Below are 17,002 nucleotides of genomic sequence, written 5' to 3'. Positions count from 1 at the left end.
CCTCTTCGCGGACCCCTTCCACACCCTTCCAGGTGTTCATATAGGTGAACCAAGGTCAGCTAGCAGAACTATTTTGCCTGCCCTTGACCTTACGCTCGCTTGTCGTGCCCACGCAACCGCACCCACGATGAGCGGGCACTTCGCGGCTTCCGGCGCCCCTCCCCCGCTCAGGCGAAGTGCCGACCAGCTGAGCGGAGTTCACAAGGCGGACCCTGGAAGGGGGCTCATGAACAGTCTCGACTGGGCCGTGCTCGTCGGTTACTTCGGCGTGATGGTCGCGATCGGTGTCTGGTCGCACAAGCGCGTGGACAGCGTCAGCGACTTCTTCACCGCCGGCGGGAAGATGCCGTGGTGGCTCTCCGGCATCTCGCACCACATGTCGGGCTACAGCGCGGTGATGTTCACCGGGTACGCGGGCATCGCCTACACCTACGGCGTGACGTCCTTCATCACCTGGTCGTTCCCCATCGCCCTGGGCATCGCCATCGGATCGAAGCTGTTCGCGCCGCGCGTCAACCGGCTGCGCTCCCGGCTGCACGTGGCGTCCCCGCTGGAGTATCTGAAGAACCGCTACAACCTCAAGACCCAGCAGGCCCTCGCCTGGTCCGGCATGCTGCTGAAGATCGTGGACGTGGGCGCCAAGTGGGCGGCGATCGCCACCCTGCTCTCCGTCTTCACCGGGGTCTCGCTCAACCAGGGCATCCTGATCACCGGCGCGATCACCGCCGTGTACTGCACGATCGGCGGTCTGTGGGCGGACGCGCTGACCGAACTGGGGCAGTTCATCATCCAGTTGCTGGCCGGCGTCTCGATGTTCGTCGCGGTGGTGCTGAAGCTGAACGACAAGGGGATCGGGTTCTTCGGCGCCTGGGACGAGCCGGCGTTGCAGGGGCACGGCAAGCCCCTGGTCGGCCCGTACGGCACGGTCTTCCTGCTCGCGTTCCTCTTCATCAAGCTCTTCGAGTACAACGGCGGCATGCTCAACCAGGCCCAGCGCTACATGGCGACGGCGACCCCCCGGGAGGCCGAGCGCTCGGCCCGGCTGTCGGCGGCCCTGTGGCTGGTGTGGCCGGTCGTCCTCTTCTTCCCCATGTGGATGTCACCGCTGCTGGTCACCGCGCAGAAGCCGGACGGCTCCGACTCCTACGGGCTGATGACCGAACAGCTGCTGCCGCACGGGTTGCTGGGTCTGGTCATCGTCGGCTTCTTCTCGCACACGATGGCCATGTGCTCCTCCGACGCCAACGCGATCGCGGCCGTGTTCACCCGGGACGTGGCGCCGGTGGTGTCGTCGAGGGCGCGCGAGTGGGGCGATCGCTCCGGACTGATCGCCGCGCGGGTCACGACGGTGGTGTTCCTCGGCCTGTCGATGGCGGTGGCCACCCAGGTCAACTCCCCCACCTTCAAGGACATCATCACGGTCGTCATCAAGTGGGTGGCCGGTCTGATGGGGCCGATCGCGATCCCGATGATGCTCGGTCTGCTGCGCCCGTTCCGCCGCTCCGGCCCGACGGCCGCGCTCACCAGCTGGGCGATGGGCCTGCTCGCCTTCTGGCTGGTCAACTACCCGATCAACTGGAACGTCGACGGCGGAGTGCCGCTCCAGTATCAGGTGTCGGTCCCGCTGGCGGTGTCCCTGGTGCTCTACATCCTGATCGGCTTCGTGAAGCCGGAGGACACCCCGGAGCGGCTGGCCGTCATCGAGCGGATCAACTCCGACGGGGACGGCGCGGCGGCCACGGCGGACATACCCGCTCCGGCGGCCGGCGGGGTCGGTACGGCGGTGAAGGACGACGCCGGTCTGTGACCACCGCGGACGGGAACGCGGTATCCGTGGGTGACCACCGCGGAGGGGCGCGCGTATCCGCAGGCTGACCACCGTGGACGGGGGACGCGGTATCCGCGGGGTGACCACGGTGGACGGGGGGCGCGGTATCCGCGGGGGCTCAGGCTCCCCGCGGATACCGCGCGAGCCAGCCCGGGGCCGCCCCCGCCGGACCGTGCAGCGCGGGCCCCTGGGTCATCTCCATCGCGAAGTCGTCGGCCAGTTCCAGGATGGTGGGACGGCCCTCCAGCTCGGCCAGCCAGGCCGGCGGGAGGGCCGTTTCGCCGTGCAGGGCGCCGAGGAGCCCGCCGGTCAGGGCGCCGGCCGCTCCGGACGGTGCGCCGTGGTTCACGGCGAGACGCAGCCCGTGCCGCACGTCCTCCCCGACCAGCGCGCAGTAGACGGCGACCGCCAGCAGGCCTTCCGCCGTGCCGCCGGCCGCCAGTTCCGTCACCCGTTCCGGCGTCGGGATCCCCTGCCGGACCGCGCCCAGCGCGTACTGCAGGGCCTCGGAGACCGGCTGGTGTCCGGGGCGCACGGCGAGCAGCGCGAGCGCGTGCTGCACGGACCCGTCGAGGCTCTCGCCCCGGGCGAGCCCGTGCACGATCACCGCGTACGCGCCGGCCGCGAGACAGGCGGCGGGGTGCCCGTGGGTCTGCGCCGCGCACTCCACGGCGAGCTGCACGACCAGCTGCGGCTCCCAGCCCACCAGCAGCCCGAAGGGCGCCGAACGGGCTGCCGCCTCCGGACCGGGCTCGCCGGGGTTCTTGGGGGCCTCCAGCGTGCCCATGGTCTCGTCGCCGAGGCCCAGCAGCAGGGACTGGGCGGGGTCCCGGCGCGCGTACAGCCACTCCTCGCGCGCGAGCCACCCGTCGTCCTTGCGGCGCTCGTCGGGCCCCCAGTCACGCTGGGTCGCGGCCCAGCGCAGATACGCGCGGTGCAGATCGGTCGGCGGATGCCAGGCCCCGGTGTCACGCCGCACCTGCGCCCGGATCAGCCCGTCCACCGTGAACAGCGTGAGCTGGGTGAGGTGCGTGACGGCACCGCGCCGCCCGTAGGCGGGGGCCAGGTCGACGACGCCCTCCGCGCCGTGGGCCTCCCGGATCGCGTCGATGCCGAGCCCGTCGACCGGCGCCCCCAGGGCGTCCCCGAGGGCCGCGCCGAGCAGGGTGCCGCGCACCCGCCCGCGGAAGTCCTGCTGCTCGGCACGGCCCCAGACAGCGCCGGTCGTCGCACCCACCAAGACCTCCCGTGGCACCGTCCGCATGTACGACAGCTCAGCACTGTATTCGACTTGGAACCGACTGTTCAGGGCACAGATCGGTATGCGATAAGTGACCCGAGTGGTCCTTTGTGGTCAGATTTCGACGAGAACGGGTGCTCCGGCGGCCCCGCGCGGGCGCCGCGCCTCTGGCTCGATGACGACGGGACGCCACGGCTCAGGCACCGCCCAGCGGTGAGCGCGGCCGGGAGAGCCGGGCGCTACTTGACGACGGTCACCTTCGTGCCCGTCGCGCCGAACGTCCACAGCGCCGTGCCGTCCGCCTTCGGCATACGGATACCGCCGGTCCGCGCGCCCGCGGCGGGCGGGGGCGAGGAGCCGTCCCGCGCGTTGGAGAAGGCGATGTTGACCCCGGACGCGGCGGCGAAGTACATGATGTGCTCGATCTGGACGCCGTCGGAGCCGGTGGTGGCGTCCTTGCGGTTCGAGACGGTGTAGGTGCCCGCGGCCGGGCTCACCGTGCCCGGCCAGACCGTGAAGGTGCGGCGCGTGGCGTCGCTCGCGTCGACCAGCCAGACGCGCCGCTGCCCGAGGGAGTAGACGATCCGGCGCCCGGCGCCCGAGCCGTCGGGCACCGCGGCGACGGTCTTCGTCGGTTTGGGTGTGGGGTGCGCGCTCGCCGACACGCTCGGGTGGGGCGAGGCCGAGGCGGTGGGTCGCGTCCCCTGGTCCGCCTGCACGGCCAGGACGGTGACCACGGCGATCGCCCCGGCCGTCAGGCCGGTGACCCAGGCCCACGAGGGAAGCCATCGGGCAGGCACGGGCACGCATCTCCTCAGCTCCGGGCCCCTTCGAACAGGGGGTCGGATCATCGTACTGCGAGCCCCCGACCCCTCCGCCCAGCCGCCCCCGTACCGCCTCAGTCCAGTACCGGCAGCAGCTCCGGGAGATGTCCGTCCGAGGCCAGCGCCGCCCGCTGCCGTTCCTCCGGCACCTCGCCGTACAGGGTCGTGCGCGGCTTCGCCGGGCGGCCGGCCGCCTCCGCCACCGCGATCAGGTCCTTGACCGACTTGTAGGAGCCGTAGGACGAGCCCGCCATGCGCGAGATCGTCTCCTCCATGAGGGTCCCGCCGAGGTCGTTCGCCCCGGAGCGGAGCATCTCCGCCGCGCCCTCCGCGCCCAGCTTGACCCAGCTGGTCTGGATGTTCGGGATGTGCGGGTGCAGCAGCAGCCGCGCCATCGCCGTGACCGCGCGGTTGTCCCGCATCGAGGGGCCGGGGCGCGCGATGCCCGCCAGGTACACCGGCGCGTTCGTGTGGATGAACGGCAGCGTCACGAACTCCGTGAAACCGCCCGTGCGCTGCTGGATCCCGGCCAGCGTGCGCAGGTGGCCCAGCCAGTGGCGGGGCTGGTCCACATGGCCGTACATCATCGTCGAGGACGAGCGGATGCCCAGTTCGTGCGCCGTGGACACCACCTCGATCCAGGTCGCCGCCGGCAGCTTGCCCTTGGTCAGGACCCAGCGGACCTCGTCGTCGAGGATCTCCGCCGCCGTGCCGGGGATCGAGTCGAGCCCCGCCTCCCGCGCCGCGGCCAGCCACTCGCGGATCGACAGACCGGTGCGGGTGGCGCCGTTGACCACCTCCATCGGCGAGAAGGCGTGCACGTGCATGCCCGGCACGCGCTCCTTGACCGCCTTCGCGATGTCGAAGTACGCCGTGCCGGGCAGGTCCGGGTGGATGCCGCCCTGCATGCAGACCTCCACCGCGCCCACCTCCCACGCCTGCTGCGCGCGGTCGGCGACCTGGTCCAGGGAGAGCGTGTAGGCGTCCGCGTCCGTGCGGCGCTGGGCGAAGGCGCAGAAGCGGCAGCCGGTGTAGCAGACGTTGGTGAAGTTGATGTTGCGGGTGACGATGTACGTGACGTCGTCGCCGACCGCCGACCTGCGGACGTCGTCCGCGACCCGGCACAGCGCGTCCAGCGCCGTGCCGTCCGCGTGCAGCAGGGCCAGCGCCTCGTCGTCCGTCAGCCTCGTCGGGTCGTCGGCCGCCGTCGCCAGGGCCGCGCGGACGTCCGTGTCGATGCGCTGCGGTGCCATACCGGGCGCGGCCGCCTCGCGCAGGGCGCCCCAGTCGCCGTACACCTCGTCGAAGTCGTCGCGCCGGTCGGACGTACGGCCGTCGGTGTCGATGGTGCGGTGCAGGTCGGTGCGGCCGGTGTCGGTGAACGCCTCCTCCGGCTCCTGCCACGGCCGGCCCTCGACCACCGCGTCCGGGAGGGCCAGGCCGGTCTCCGGATCCGCGAGCGCCCGGACGTGCGGCAGCAGCCGCGGGTCCAGCCAGGGCTCGCCACGCCGGACGAACTCCGGGTACACACAGAGGCGTTCCCGCAGTTCGAAGCCGGCCGCCGCGGAGCGCGCCGCGAGTTCCTCGATCCTGGGCCAGGGGCGCTCGGGGTTGACGTGGTCGATGGTGAGCGGGGAGACCCCGCCCCAGTCGTCGATGCCCGCGCCGATGAGCCGCTCGTACTCCGAGTCCACCAGGTTCGGCGGGGCCTGGAGGCAGGCGGACGGGCCCATGATGTGCCGGGCGACGGCCACCGCGGCGACCAGTTCGTCCAGTTCGGCGTCCGGCATACCGCGCATCGCCGTGTCCGGCTTGGCGCGGAAGTTCTGGATGATCAGCTCCTGGACGCCGTGGTAGGACCGCGCGACCCTGCGCAGCGCGAACAGCGAGTCCGCGCGCTCCTCGTACGTCTCGCCGATGCCGAGCAGGATGCCGGACGTGAAGGGGACGGAGGAGCGGCCCGCGTCCTCCAGGACGCGCAGCCGGACGGCCGGTTCCTTGTCCGGGGAGCCGTGGTGCGGGCCGCCGGGCTCGGACCACAGGCGGGTGGCGGTCGTCTCCAGCATCATGCCCATGCTGGGCGCGACCGGCTTGAGGCGCTGGAAGTCCGTCCACGTCATGACACCCGGGTTGAGGTGCGGGAGCAGGCCCGTCTCCTCCAGGATGCGGATCGAGATCGCCCGGACGTAGGCGATGGTGTCGTCGTAGCCGTGCGCGTCGAGCCACTCGCGCGCCTCGGGCCAGCGGTCCTCGGGCTTGTCGCCGAGGGTGATGAGGGCTTCCTTGCAGCCGAGCGCGGCGCCGCGCCGGGCCACGTCGAGCACCTCGTCGGGCGACATGAACATTCCGTGGCCCGCGCGGCGCAGCTTGCCGGGGACGGTGACGAAGGTGCAGTAGTGGCACGTGTCCCGGCACAGCCGGGTGAGGGGGATGAAGACGCTCTTCGAGTAGGTGATGACGCCGGCCCGGCCGGCCGCCTCCAGGCCCGCGTCCCGCACCCGGGCGGCGGACGCGGCGAGGTCGTCGAGGGCCTCGCCGCGGGCCTGGAGCAGGACCGCGGCCTCGCCGGCGTCGAGGGCGACGCCGTCCCGGGCGCGTTTGAGGGCGCGACGCATGGAGTTCTCGGTGGGGCCGGTGGGGCCGGTTCCGGAGGTCGCGGGAGTCGTCATCCTTCGAGGATACGATCGCGCTGATCAGGCCCGACAAGCGATGGCCGAATCGTCCCCGTCCGCCGGCCGCTACCCGACGGCACCGGAGGCGGGGGTCGCGGCCAGGTGCTCCGCGTACGCGTCGAGCAGCCGCAGCACCTCCTGCTCGCCGGCCGGCGGCAGCTGCACCACGACCTCCTCGACGCCGAGTTCGGCGTAGTGCGCGAGCTTGCCCGGGCTGGGCTGGACGGCGTACGGCACGACCTCGAGCGCGGCCGGGTCGCGGCCCGCGTCGGCCCAGACGGCGCGCAGCAGCGGCAGGGACTCGGTCAGGCCGCGGCCGCCGATGGGCAGCCAGCCGTCGGCGAACTCGCTGATGTGCGCGAACAGTTTCGGCCCGGCCGCCCCGCCGACGAGCGTGCGGGGGCCGACGACCGGTCCGCGCGGCTTGCGCACCGGCTTGGGGTGGGCGTGGCTGGCCCGCACACTCCCGAACGGGCCCTCATGGGCGGTCGGTTCCTCCGCCCACAGCGCCCGCATCAGCGCCATCCGGTCGCGTACGAGCTCGCGTCGGGTGCGCCAGTCGACGCCGTGGTCGGCGGCCTCCTCGACGTTCCAGCCGTAGCCGAGGCCGAGGGTGAGGCGTCCGCCGGAGAGGTGGTCGACGGTCGCGATCTGCTTGGCGAGATCGATCGGGTCGTGCTGGGCGACCAGCGTGATGCCGGTGCCCAGGCCGAGCCGCTCGGTGACGGCGGCGGCCTGGCCGAGCGCGACGAAGGGGTCGAGCGTACGGCCGTACTCGCGGGGCAGTTCGCCGCCCGCCGGGTACGCGGTGGTCCGCTCGACCGGGATGTGCGTGTGCTCGGGCAGATAGAGCCCCGCGAACCCGCGCTGCTCCAGCTCACGGGCGAGCCGGGTGGGGGTGATGGTCTCGTCGGTGAGGAAGATCGTGGCGGAGAGGCGCATGTCCCATCTGTACCGGGCCCCGGCCCGTCTGTCCATACCGACCGGTCGGGATCGGCCGTCCGCCGCTCGACCTGTTCCGTCCCGAAAGCTGTAACCCCCCTTCCCTTGCACGGGAGTTCACGGCTGAATACGACAGTTGCACGCGCCACCCCCGCACCAGCCATGTCATGTCACTGCCGACACTTGGGAGCAGCCGCATGTGCGAGGAACACGCCGGAATCGGAAGACGCGCACTGTTCGTGACGGGAGCGGCCGCGGCCCTTACGTTGGGGAGCGTGAGCTTCGCCGCCGCGGAAGGCCAGCAGCAGGAGACGAGGACGGTGCGCGGCACGCTGCCCACCGGCTCCCCGGACTTCGTGTACCTCCCCGTCGAAGTCCCCTCCGGAGTACGGGAACTGAAGGTCGCGTACACCTACGAACGGCCGTCGGTCCCGGCCGGGACCGCGGGCAACGCCCTCGACATCGGCATCTTCGACGAGCACGGCACCGACCTCGGCGGCCGGGGCTTCAGGGGCTGGTCGGGCGGGGCGCGCACGGAGTTCTTCATCCGGGCGGACGACGCGACGCCGGGCTACCTGCCCGGACCGGTGCGCAAGGGCACCTGGCACATCGCCCTCGGGCCCTACACGGTGGCGCCGCAGGGGCTGTCGTACGAGGTCACGATCACGCTGACGTACGGGGCGCCGGGCAGCACGCCGAAGCCGGTGTATCCGCCCGCCCGTGCCAAGGGGCGGGGCCGGGCCTGGTACCGGGGCGACTGCCATCTGCACTCCTGGCACTCCGACGGCCGTCGCACCCCGGCGGAGATCGCGGCGCTGGCGCGGGCGGCGGGCCTGGACTTCATCAACTCCTCCGACCACAACACGCACACGTCGCACGCGCACTGGGCGGACGCGGCCGGTGACGATCTGCTGGTCATGCTGGGCGAGGAGATCACGACGCGCAACGGCCATGTGCTGGCCCTCGGCACGGAACCCGGCACCTTCGTCGACTGGCGCTACCGGGCCCGTGACAACCGCTTCGGCCGGTTCGCCCGCCAGATCCGCCACTCCGGCGGCCTGGTCGTGCCCGCCCATCCGCACGCCACCTGCATCGGCTGCAACTGGAAGTTCGGCTTCGGCGAGGCGGACGCGGTCGAGGTGTGGAACGGTCCGTACACCCCGGACGACGAGGTGGCCCTCGCCGACTGGGACGGGATGCTGGTCGCGTCGGTGCGGGCGGGCGGGCGGGACTGGATCCCGGCGATGGGCAACAGCGACGCCCACCGGGACCCCGACCCGGTGGGCACACCGCAGACGGTGGTCCTGGCCGACGACCTCACCCGCGAGGCCGTCCAGGAGGGCCTTCGCGCGGGCCGCTCCTACGTCGCCGAGTCGAGCAGGGTCTCCCTGGCGTTCACGGCGACCGGGCCGCGCGGCGAACACGCCGGGATCGGCGGGCGGCTGAAGGTCTCGCGCGAGGCCCCGGTCACCGTACGGCTGGAGGTGACGGGCGCCCCGCGCTGCACGGTCCGGTTCGTCACCGACCAGGGGGTGCTGTTCACCAGCGCCCCGACCCCCGTGTCCGGCGAGGGCACGGTCGAATGGTCCACGACACCGTCGTACGCCGCCTACGTCCGGGCGGAGTTGCGCCACGAGACGGCGGCGGGACCCCTGCCTGGTGCCCTGGCGGCATTCACGAACCCGATCTTCCTCGGCCACGACTGAATCGCTGACGGAACCGGGCGCGGTGGATGGGGCGGGCCCGATGGACCGGACGGGCCCGGTGGACCGGACGGCCCAGGTGGGGCACGCGGGTCGGCCGGGTCACGCGGGTCCGCCCGGATCGGGCGGGGTGGCCTGGTCGGCCAGGTCACGCCGGTGCGCCGGATCGGCGGGATCACGCGGGCCGGTCCGGTCCAGCGGACCGGCGGGTCAGGCGGGGCCGCGCGGGTAAGCCGGGCCACACGAGTCCTCCACGTCACGCCGGTCCGCCCGGATCAGCCGGGGCCGTCTGGTCGGGCAGGTCAGGCGGGGCCGCCCGGATCGGGCGGGGTGGCCTGGTCGGCCTGATCGGGTGAGGCCGTCGGGTCGGTCAGGGCGGCCGGGTCTGTGGCCAGGTCGGCGATCACTGCGATGTGGTCGGAGGGCCAGGTGCCGTCGACCGGGCCGTCGCCGGCCCGGCGCACGGCTCGTACGTGTCCGAGACCGCCGGGGCCGGGCGGGCCCACGTGGATGTAGTCGATACGGGCGGGCGGGTCGTACGGGCCGACATAGGGGTTCGCCGGGTCCCAGGTGGCGGAGGGCGCCGCCGGGTCGGCGTACTCCCAGGCGTCGAACAGGACGCGTCCGGGCACGACGGGGGCCGTCCTGTACCCCCCGAACAGCCGGATCTCGTCGGAGTCGGGCCAGGCGTTGAAGTCCCCCGTGACGACCGCCGGGAACTCCGTCCCGTCCTGGTGCGCGGCGACGAACTCCGCGAGGTCGGTGACCTGCCGGCAGCGCACGGCCGAGGCGTGCACGGCCGAGGTGAGGTGCGTGGTGAAGAAGGGGATGTCGTGGCCGGGGGCGGCCAGCCGGGTGTAGAGGGCGAGCCGGCCGTCGTCCAGTTCCTCGGGGGCGGCCAGCCGCAGCACGTCCTGCTCCACGATCGGCCAGCGGCTCAGCACGGCGTTGCCGATGTCGACCGTCGGGTCCCCGATCCGCCGCTGCCAGCGATCCGACGCGTGGGATCCGGCCCACGTCCAGTCCATCCCGAGTTCGGCCGCCAGCCAGCCCGCGAGGTTCTCCCCGCCGCTCTCCCACACCTCCTGGAGGCCGACGACATCGGGCCGCAACTCCCGCAGCATGCCCAGGATCGCCTTCTGCCGCGCCTCCCAGGGCCCGAAGCGCCACCACAGGTTCCAGGTCACGACCCGCATCCGCAGCCACCTGCTCTCGTCGCGCGACATCGGGGACCATTGAAGCAACTCCCCCGCGCCCCACACCAGACAGGAGCCCCACGGACGATGTCCCGCCTCGACGACCTCAGATTCCGCGCCGCGACCGCCTTCCAGCGCCGCGTCGGCAACCCGCTCCTGCGCCGCCTCCCCGCACAGACCCTCCTGGAGACCACCGGCCGCGTCTCGGGCCTGCCCCGCCGGACCCCGGTCGGCGGGCGGCGCGTCGGCGACTCCTTCTGGCTGGTCTCGGAGTTCGGGGAACGGTCCCAGTACGTCCGCAACATCACGGCGGACCCGAGGGTGCGGGTGCGGATCCGGGGCCGATGGCACGAGGGAACGGCCCGGCTCCTCCCGGACGACGACCCGGTCGCCCGGCTGCGCACCCTGCCGCGCGGGAACAGCACGGCGGTACGGCTGCTCGGCACGGGACTGCTGACGGTCCGGGTGGACCTGACGGGCGCCTGATGGCCGCCGGCCCGCCGCACCTCGGCGCGGCGGGCCGGACGGACGACCGAGCGGAGATCAGCAGTACGTCTTCTTCACCCGGTAGGCGAGCGAGGCCTTCGGGGGCTTGGCCGAGCAGCGCAGACCACCCTTGACCTCTATGGTCCAGCTCTGGACCTTGCCGTACTGACCGGTCTTGATCCACTTGATGCCGCGGTCGCACCGCCAGTTGGTGTAGTACCCCACGACCTTCTTCGTACCGGAGTAGAAGACGTAGTCGCCGTCCTTCGTCAGCTTGAAGGTCACCGTCCGCGAGGTCTCCGTCGTGTGCTTGCCACTGCCCTGGAGTTCGAGGTCCACGTGCTCCTCGATGCTGGCGATGGCCACGTTCGCGCCGACCTTCCCGCCGACCGTCGCCTTGACCGACGCGGCCACCTCGGCGATCTTCTTGACGGTGAAGGTCTGGGTGGCCGTGCCGCCGGTGTGGTTCTCCAGGATGTCCCGGTGCGTGACGACCCAGGTCTTCGAGACGTTCGTCCAGGTGAGCTTGGTCGTTCCGCGGTTGCAGATCGGGTCGGCCGCACTCGCCGTGGTCACGGGCACGCCGACGAGCAGCGCGGCGGTGATTCCCGTGACGAGGGCGGCAGAGGTCATCCGTGTGATCATTTTCTCCCCGTTTCATGTCCCCGTTGAAAGCGGTCTCGGCGACCGCCGGGGACATACGATCAGCCCGGGTCGAGGCTCAGCCGCGGACTTGAGCCTTATTTAGGCTTCCGCCACGGGATTCACATTCACAACTCCTGTGCCACATAGGCGAGTTGACCATCACCCCGGCCAGACGATCGCCTGTACCTCGCTGTACGCGTGCAGCGCGTACGAGCCGACGTCGCGGCCCACCCCGCTGCGCTTGAACCCGCCGAACGGGGCCTCCATGTTGCGGCCCACGGTGTTGATGCCGACCCCGCCGGCCCGCAGCCGGCGGGCGACGCGGAACGCCCGTGCCACGTCCGCCGACCAGACGTAGTCGATCAGGCCGTAGTCGGACTCGTTGGCGAGGGCCACGCCCTCGTCCTCCTCGTCGAAGGGGATGACGACGACGACCGGGCCGAAGATCTCCTCGCGGGCGACACGCATGTCGTTGGTGGCGTCGGCGAGCAGGGTGGGCGCCACGTAGAAACCGCGCTCCAAGGGCGGCCGTTCACCGCCCGTCACCACCACCGCGCCCTCCTTGCGGCCCAGTTCCACGTACGACTCGACGCGCTCGCGGTGCGCCGCCGAGATCAGCGGGCCGACGACCGTGTCCGGATCCGCGGGGTCCCCGACCTTCAGACGGCGCGCGTAGGCGGCCAGTTGTTCCACCAGCCGGTCGTACACCCCCCGCTGTGCCAGCACCCGGGTCGGGGCCGTACAGATCTGGCCGCTGTAGAACGAGAAAGTGGTGCCGATCCCGGCCACCGCCGAGCCGAGGTCGGCGTCGTCGAGGACGACCGCGGCGCCTTTGCCGCCCAGCTCCATCAGCTGGCGTTTCATGTGCCGTCCGCACACCTCGGCGATGCGCTGCCCGACCGCAGTGGAGCCGGTGAAGCTCACCATGTCGACGTCCGGGGACTCCACGGCCGCCTCACCGACCTCGACCGCGCGTCCCGAGACGACGTTCACCACGCCGGGCGGTGCCCCCGCCGCCTCCAGCGCCGCCGCCATCCGGTAGACGGACAGGGGGTCCTGCGGGGCCGGCTTCACCACCACCGTGTTGCCCATCGCCAGCGCGGGCGCGATCTTCCCGGCCGGGTTCGCCCAGGGGTTGTTGTACGAGGTGACGCAGGCGACGACCCCGACGGGCTGGCGGACGGCGAGGGCGCCCATCACGCCCGCCCGGCCCATCGGCCCGGCCTCGTTGATCTGCGGCGGGACCGGCCACTCCGCGGGCTCCACGCGCGCGTACCGGCGGAAGCGGGCCGCGGCCACCCCGACCTGCATCGCACGGGCCGTCCCGGTCGTCGCGCCGGTCTCCGCGCGGGCCAGTTCGGCGTACGGGACGAGACGGCCCCGGATGACCTCCGCCGTCCGGGCGAGGATCTCCGCCCGCTCCTGCGGCGCCGTGCGCGACCACGGACCGAAGGCCTCGCGGGCCGCCGCGCAGGCCGCCCGCACCTGGTCCCGCGAGGCCTCCGGCGCCCAGCCGACGGTGCCCTCGGTCGCCGGGTCGGTCACCTCGTAGTGACCGCCGTCCGGCTCCACCCACGCACCGCCGACGAACAGCTTCTCGCCGGCGCTCACCTCGGTCACCTGGTGCTCACCGTCCTCGTGTCCCGGCCGGAACGCAGCACCTTCCCCGGTACGGCGCCCGTCACCACGTCGTCCCGGATCGCCACCGCCCCGTTGACCCAGACCGCCCGGACGCCGATCGCCCGGGAGTCCAGCCGCGGGCTGTCCCCCGGCAGGTCGTGCACCAGGGTGGCCTTGCCCGCCTCGATCCGCTCCGGATCGAAGAGGACCAGGTCCGCGTGCCAGCCCTCGCGCACCCGGCCGCGTTCGCGCAGGCCGAACAGCCGGGCCGGGTCGTCGGTCAGCATCTTCACCGCCTGCTCCAGACCGACCAGCCGGCGCCCGCGCAGACAGTCGCCGAGGAAGCGGGTGGTGTACGGGGCACCGCACATCCGGTCCAGGTGCGCGCCCGCGTCGGAGCCGCCGAGCAGGACGTCCTCGTGCTGCCAGGTCTCGGCGCGCAGCGCCCAGGACGCCGGGTCGTTGTCGGTGGGCATCGGCCACAGGATCGTACGCAGGTCGTCGGCGGCGCAGATCTCCACCAGGCAGGTGAAGGGGTCCTGGCCGCGTTCCGCCGCGATGTCCCGGACCACCCGGCCGGTCAGGCCCTCGTTCGCCGCGCTGTAGGTGTCGCCGATGACGTACCGGCCGAAGTTCACCAGCCGCCGGAAGACGCCCGCCTCCTTGGAGTTCGCGTGCCGCAGCAGTTCGGCGCGTACCTCCGCGTCCCGCAGCCGGGCGATCCGCTCGGGCACGGGCAGGCCCAGGACCGGGCCCCAGCCGGGAATCAGGTTCAGCGCGCAGAACGTGCCCAGCGACATGTTCATCGGCGTGAGGATCGGCATGGTCAGGGCCACCACCCGGCCGCCCGCCTTGCGGGCCCGCTCGCTCGCCGTCAACTGCCTCGGCACCCGCTCCGGCACGGCCGCGTCGACCGTGAGGACGTTCCAGTTCAGGGGGCGTCCGGCCGCCGCGCTCATCTCCACGAACAGATCGATCTCGGCGTCGCTGAACTGGTCCAGGCAGCCCGCGACGATCGCCTCGATCTGGGTGCCCTCGTGCTCGCCGACGGCCCGGGACAGGGCCAGCAGCTCGTCGGGGCGCGCGTGCCGGGAGGCCACCGGCTGTCCGTCGCCGTCGGAGTGGGTCGAGGACTGGGTGGTGGAGAAGCCCCAGGCGCCCGCGTCCATCGCCGCGTGGAAGAGGCGGAGCATGGCAGCCAGTTGTTCCTCGCTCGGCTGCCCGCCGACCGCGTCGGGCCCCATCACGTACCGGCGCAGCGCGCAGTGCCCCACCATGAAGCCCGCGTTGACGGCGATCCGGCCCTCCAGGGCGTCCAGGTAGTCGCCGAAGGTGTGCCAGCTCCAGGGCGCGCCCTCCTCCAGGGCGACCAGGGACATGCCCTCGACCTTGGACATCATGCGGCGGGTGTAGTCGGCGTCCTGCGGGCGTGCGGGGTTCAGCGGGGCGAGGGTGAAGCCGCAGTTGCCGGCCGCGACGGTGGTCACCCCGTGGTTGAGGGACGGGGTCGCGTACGGGTCCCAGAACAGCTGGGCGTCGTAGTGGGTGTGCGGGTCGACGAAGCCGGGGGCGAGGACGAGGCCGGTCGCGTCCTCCGTCGTCCGGGCCGCCTCGGTGACCGAGCCGATCGCCGCGATCCGTCCGTCCCGTATCCCCACGTCGGCGGTACGGGCCGGCGCACCCGTGCCGTCGACGAGGGTCGCGCCTTTGATGACGTGGTCGAGCATGGCCGGTTCCCCTCTACGCGGACTGCCGGAACCGGGTGGTCCGGTGCACCGGGTCCGTGTCGATCTTCGGGATCACGTGCTCCCCGATCAGCCGGATCGTCTGGAGGGTCTCCTCCTTCGGCACCCCGACCGGCAGCCCGAAGCTGAGCTGGTCGGCGCCCGCCTGCTCCCACCGCTTGCACTGGCGCAGCACCTCGTCCGGGTCGCCGCAGATCAGCAACTCCTCCTCGATGAGGAGTTCGACGAACTCGGGGGTGTACTCGGGCAGGGTCTCCGGCCAGACGGGGAAGCCCTCGGGGCGCGGGAAGGTGTCGTGGTAGCGGAAGACGAGGGAGGGAAGGTAGTGCAGGCCCCCGCCGGTGGCGATGCGGATCGCCTCGTCGTGGGTGGGGGCGCAGATGGCGGTGGTCGTCACCATCACGTTGTCGTTGACGAAGGCGCCGACCGGCTCGGCGTTCACGACCGCCGTCTTGTACTGCTCCAGCACCCACTCCATGTCGGAGACCTTCTGGATGCTGAAGCCGAGGACGCCGAGCCCCTTGCGGGCGGCCATCGCGTACGACGGCGGCGACCCGGCCGCGTACCACATCGCCGGGTGCGCCTTGCCGTACGGCTTGGGCAGGACCTTGCGCGGCGGCAGCTGCCAGTGTTTGCCGTGGAACCCCTCGTACTCGTCCTGGAGCCACATCTTCGGGAACTCGGCGATGGTCTCCTCCCAGATCTCCTTCGTGTGGTTCATGTCGGTGATGCCGGGGAGGAAGCCGAGGATCTCGTGCGAGCCGGCGCCGCGTCCGCTGCCGAACTCGAAGCGGTTGCCGCTGAGGTGGTCGAGCATGGCGACCTTCTCGGCCACCTTCACCGGGTGGTTGACCTGGGCGAGCGGGTTGAAGATGCCCGAGCCGAGGTGGATGCGGTCGGTGGCGTGCGCGAGGTAGCCGAGGAAGACGTCGTTGGCGGACAGGTGCGAGTACTCCTCCAGGAAGTGGTGTTCCGAGGCCCAGGCGTACTTGAACCCCGACCTGTCCGCCTGGATGACGTACTCGGTCTCCTCCATCAGCGCCTTGTGCTCGGCGAGCGGGTCGGTCTCGGCGCGCTTGCCCACGTATCCCTGTACAAAGAGCCCGAATTCCAAGGGGGTTCACCGTCCTGGGTCATAGTTTCTGACGCATCGTCAGGTTCAGCTGCCGCCGACTGTGGCACCGGCCGCATGCACCGTCAATAGCTGACGGCCAGTCAGGCAACGGCGGTCCGGCTCAGAACGGGGACACCCCGGCCAGCCACCCGCCGTCGATCACGAACGGCTGCCCGGTGATGTACGAGGAGTCGTCCGAGGTGAGGAAGAGCGCGAGCCGCGCCACCTCCTCGGGCCGCCCGATCCGGCCCAGCGGGACGAGCTTGCGGTACAGCCCGTCGAGGGCCTTCGAGGTCTCCTCGGTGTCCGCGTCCGGGTCCAGCAGGGAGGGGTTGGACATCGCGGTGTCGACGGCGCCCGGGCACACGGCGTTGACCCGGATCCCGCGCGGCGCGAGCTCCAGGGCCGCGACCCGGGTGAGCCCGAGGATCGCGTGCTTGGACGCGGCGTAGGCGCCCACCGCCGCCATGCCGGTCATGGCGGTGTACGAGGCCGTGTTGACGATCGTGCCGCCGTCCGACAGCACCGGGGCGGCCGTCTTCGTCCCGAGGAAGCAGCCGACCTGGTTGACCCGCACGACCCGCATGAACTCGTCGAGCGGGGTGTCCACGAGGGCGTTGAAGCGCAGGATGCCGGCGTTGTTCACCAGGCCGTCCAGGCGGCCGTACGTCTCCTGCGCGGTGCGTACGGCCGCCTGCCAGGCGTCCTCCTGGCCCACGTCCAGGTGCACGTACAACGCGCCGATCTCCTCGGCGAGTGCCGCGCCCTGGTCGTCGAGGACGTCGGCGACCACGACCTCGGCGCCCTCCGCCCGGAACAGCCGGGCCTCCTGTTCCCCCTGACCGCGTGCGGCGCCGGTGACGAGGACGACACGTCCGTCGAGCTTGCCCATGCGGGCCCCCTCGGGATCGATTGCGCATCGGTGGATGCCGGGCATCGTAGCGCCCTGTCTGACGATCCGTCAGATGTGTGACACCGGACGTGCGG

The 17,002-nt window shown here is 72.0% G+C and carries 13 protein-coding genes; 3 read left to right on the top strand and 10 right to left on the bottom strand.

Annotation, left to right across the window (positions count from 1 at the left end):
* Positions 1-226: 226 nt before the first annotated feature.
* Positions 227-1,807 (top strand): sodium:solute symporter family protein, encoded by a 1,581-nt coding sequence (locus ACWCQK_RS18850; protein WP_451156282.1) that lies wholly within the window; start codon positions 227-229, stop codon positions 1,805-1,807.
* 139 nt (positions 1,808-1,946) lie between these two features.
* Here the strand turns inward: ACWCQK_RS18850 and ACWCQK_RS18845 are convergent, their stop codons facing one another.
* The 4 genes from ACWCQK_RS18845 to ACWCQK_RS18830 all read right to left on the bottom strand — a co-directional run bounded on the left by ACWCQK_RS18845 (position 1,947) and on the right by ACWCQK_RS18830 (position 7,506).
* Complete coding sequence (locus ACWCQK_RS18845; protein WP_451156281.1) at positions 1,947-3,065, bottom strand: ADP-ribosylglycohydrolase family protein; 1,119 nt, start codon at positions 3,063-3,065, stop codon at positions 1,947-1,949.
* A gap of 242 nt (positions 3,066-3,307) precedes the next feature.
* A complete protein-coding gene (locus ACWCQK_RS18840; RefSeq protein WP_451156280.1) occupies positions 3,308-3,874 on the bottom strand; it encodes a hypothetical protein in 567 nt (188 codons plus the stop codon).
* 92 nt (positions 3,875-3,966) lie between these two features.
* On the bottom strand, positions 3,967-6,561 hold the full coding sequence (locus ACWCQK_RS18835) for a bifunctional FO biosynthesis protein CofGH (RefSeq protein WP_451156279.1): 2,595 nt from the start codon (positions 6,559-6,561) through the stop codon (positions 3,967-3,969).
* A gap of 69 nt (positions 6,562-6,630) precedes the next feature.
* Positions 6,631-7,506: an LLM class F420-dependent oxidoreductase gene (locus ACWCQK_RS18830; RefSeq protein ID WP_451156278.1), complete on the bottom strand. Its 876-nt coding sequence runs from the start codon at positions 7,504-7,506 to the stop codon at positions 6,631-6,633.
* A gap of 197 nt (positions 7,507-7,703) precedes the next feature.
* Between ACWCQK_RS18830 and ACWCQK_RS18825 the strand changes: the two genes are divergently transcribed.
* Positions 7,704-9,212, top strand: a complete 1,509-nt coding sequence (locus ACWCQK_RS18825; RefSeq protein ID WP_451156277.1) for a CehA/McbA family metallohydrolase — start codon at positions 7,704-7,706, stop codon at positions 9,210-9,212.
* Between the two features lie 299 nt (positions 9,213-9,511).
* On the opposite strand, the gene ACWCQK_RS18820 is transcribed toward ACWCQK_RS18825, so the two are convergent.
* Positions 9,512-10,405: an endonuclease/exonuclease/phosphatase family protein gene (locus ACWCQK_RS18820; RefSeq protein WP_451156370.1), complete on the bottom strand. Its 894-nt coding sequence runs from the start codon at positions 10,403-10,405 to the stop codon at positions 9,512-9,514.
* 87 nt (positions 10,406-10,492) lie between these two features.
* On the opposite strand from ACWCQK_RS18820, the gene ACWCQK_RS18815 reads away from it, so the two are divergent.
* The gene (locus tag ACWCQK_RS18815) at positions 10,493-10,891 is read left to right on the top strand and encodes a nitroreductase/quinone reductase family protein (RefSeq protein ID WP_451156276.1); all 399 of its coding nucleotides are present in this window, start codon (positions 10,493-10,495) and stop codon (positions 10,889-10,891) included.
* A 57-nt stretch (positions 10,892-10,948) separates the two neighbouring features.
* Here the strand turns inward: ACWCQK_RS18815 and ACWCQK_RS18810 are convergent, their stop codons facing one another.
* The 5 genes from ACWCQK_RS18810 to ACWCQK_RS18790 all read right to left on the bottom strand — a co-directional run bounded on the left by ACWCQK_RS18810 (position 10,949) and on the right by ACWCQK_RS18790 (position 16,907).
* Entirely contained in the window at positions 10,949-11,524 is a 576-nt protein-coding gene (locus tag ACWCQK_RS18810; protein ID WP_451156275.1) for a hypothetical protein, read from the bottom strand.
* A gap of 171 nt (positions 11,525-11,695) precedes the next feature.
* Positions 11,696-13,156 carry an aldehyde dehydrogenase family protein gene (locus ACWCQK_RS18805; protein ID WP_451156274.1) on the bottom strand — a complete coding sequence of 487 codons (1,461 nt, stop codon included), beginning with the start codon at positions 13,154-13,156 and terminating at the stop codon, positions 11,696-11,698.
* A complete protein-coding gene (locus ACWCQK_RS18800; protein WP_451156273.1) occupies positions 13,153-14,883 on the bottom strand; it encodes an N-acyl-D-amino-acid deacylase family protein in 1,731 nt (576 codons plus the stop codon). Before ACWCQK_RS18800 ends, ACWCQK_RS18805 begins: the two co-directional genes overlap by 4 nt.
* Before the next feature lie 13 nt (positions 14,884-14,896).
* A complete protein-coding gene (locus ACWCQK_RS18795; RefSeq protein WP_451156272.1) occupies positions 14,897-16,015 on the bottom strand; it encodes an LLM class flavin-dependent oxidoreductase in 1,119 nt (372 codons plus the stop codon).
* A 121-nt stretch (positions 16,016-16,136) separates the two neighbouring features.
* Positions 16,137-16,907 (bottom strand): SDR family NAD(P)-dependent oxidoreductase, encoded by a 771-nt coding sequence (locus ACWCQK_RS18790; protein WP_451156271.1) that lies wholly within the window; start codon positions 16,905-16,907, stop codon positions 16,137-16,139.
* Between the last annotated feature and the right edge of the window lie 95 nt (positions 16,908-17,002).

The organism is Streptomyces sp. NPDC002306, assembly GCF_053593435.1.
This window is presented reverse-complemented; position numbering and strand designations above follow the sequence as displayed.

Bases quoted from the DNA above. Each gene is read 5' to 3' on its own strand.
- ACWCQK_RS18850 (WP_451156282.1), top strand. From the start codon at position 227: ATGAACAGTCTCGACTGGGCCGTGCTCGTCGGTTACTTCGGCGTGATG.
- ACWCQK_RS18835 (WP_451156279.1), bottom strand. From the start codon at position 6,561: ATGACGACTCCCGCGACCTCCGGAACCGGCCCCACCGGCCCCACCGAG.
- ACWCQK_RS18830 (WP_451156278.1), bottom strand. From the start codon at position 7,506: ATGCGCCTCTCCGCCACGATCTTCCTCACCGACGAGACCATCACCCCC.
- ACWCQK_RS18825 (WP_451156277.1), top strand. From the start codon at position 7,704: ATGTGCGAGGAACACGCCGGAATCGGAAGACGCGCACTGTTCGTGACG.
- ACWCQK_RS18820 (WP_451156370.1), bottom strand. From the start codon at position 10,405: ATGCGGGTCGTGACCTGGAACCTGTGGTGGCGCTTCGGGCCCTGGGAG.
- ACWCQK_RS18815 (WP_451156276.1), top strand. From the start codon at position 10,493: ATGTCCCGCCTCGACGACCTCAGATTCCGCGCCGCGACCGCCTTCCAG.
- ACWCQK_RS18810 (WP_451156275.1), bottom strand. From the start codon at position 11,524: ATGACCTCTGCCGCCCTCGTCACGGGAATCACCGCCGCGCTGCTCGTC.
- ACWCQK_RS18800 (WP_451156273.1), bottom strand. From the start codon at position 14,883: ATGCTCGACCACGTCATCAAAGGCGCGACCCTCGTCGACGGCACGGGT.
- ACWCQK_RS18790 (WP_451156271.1), bottom strand. From the start codon at position 16,907: ATGGGCAAGCTCGACGGACGTGTCGTCCTCGTCACCGGCGCCGCACGC.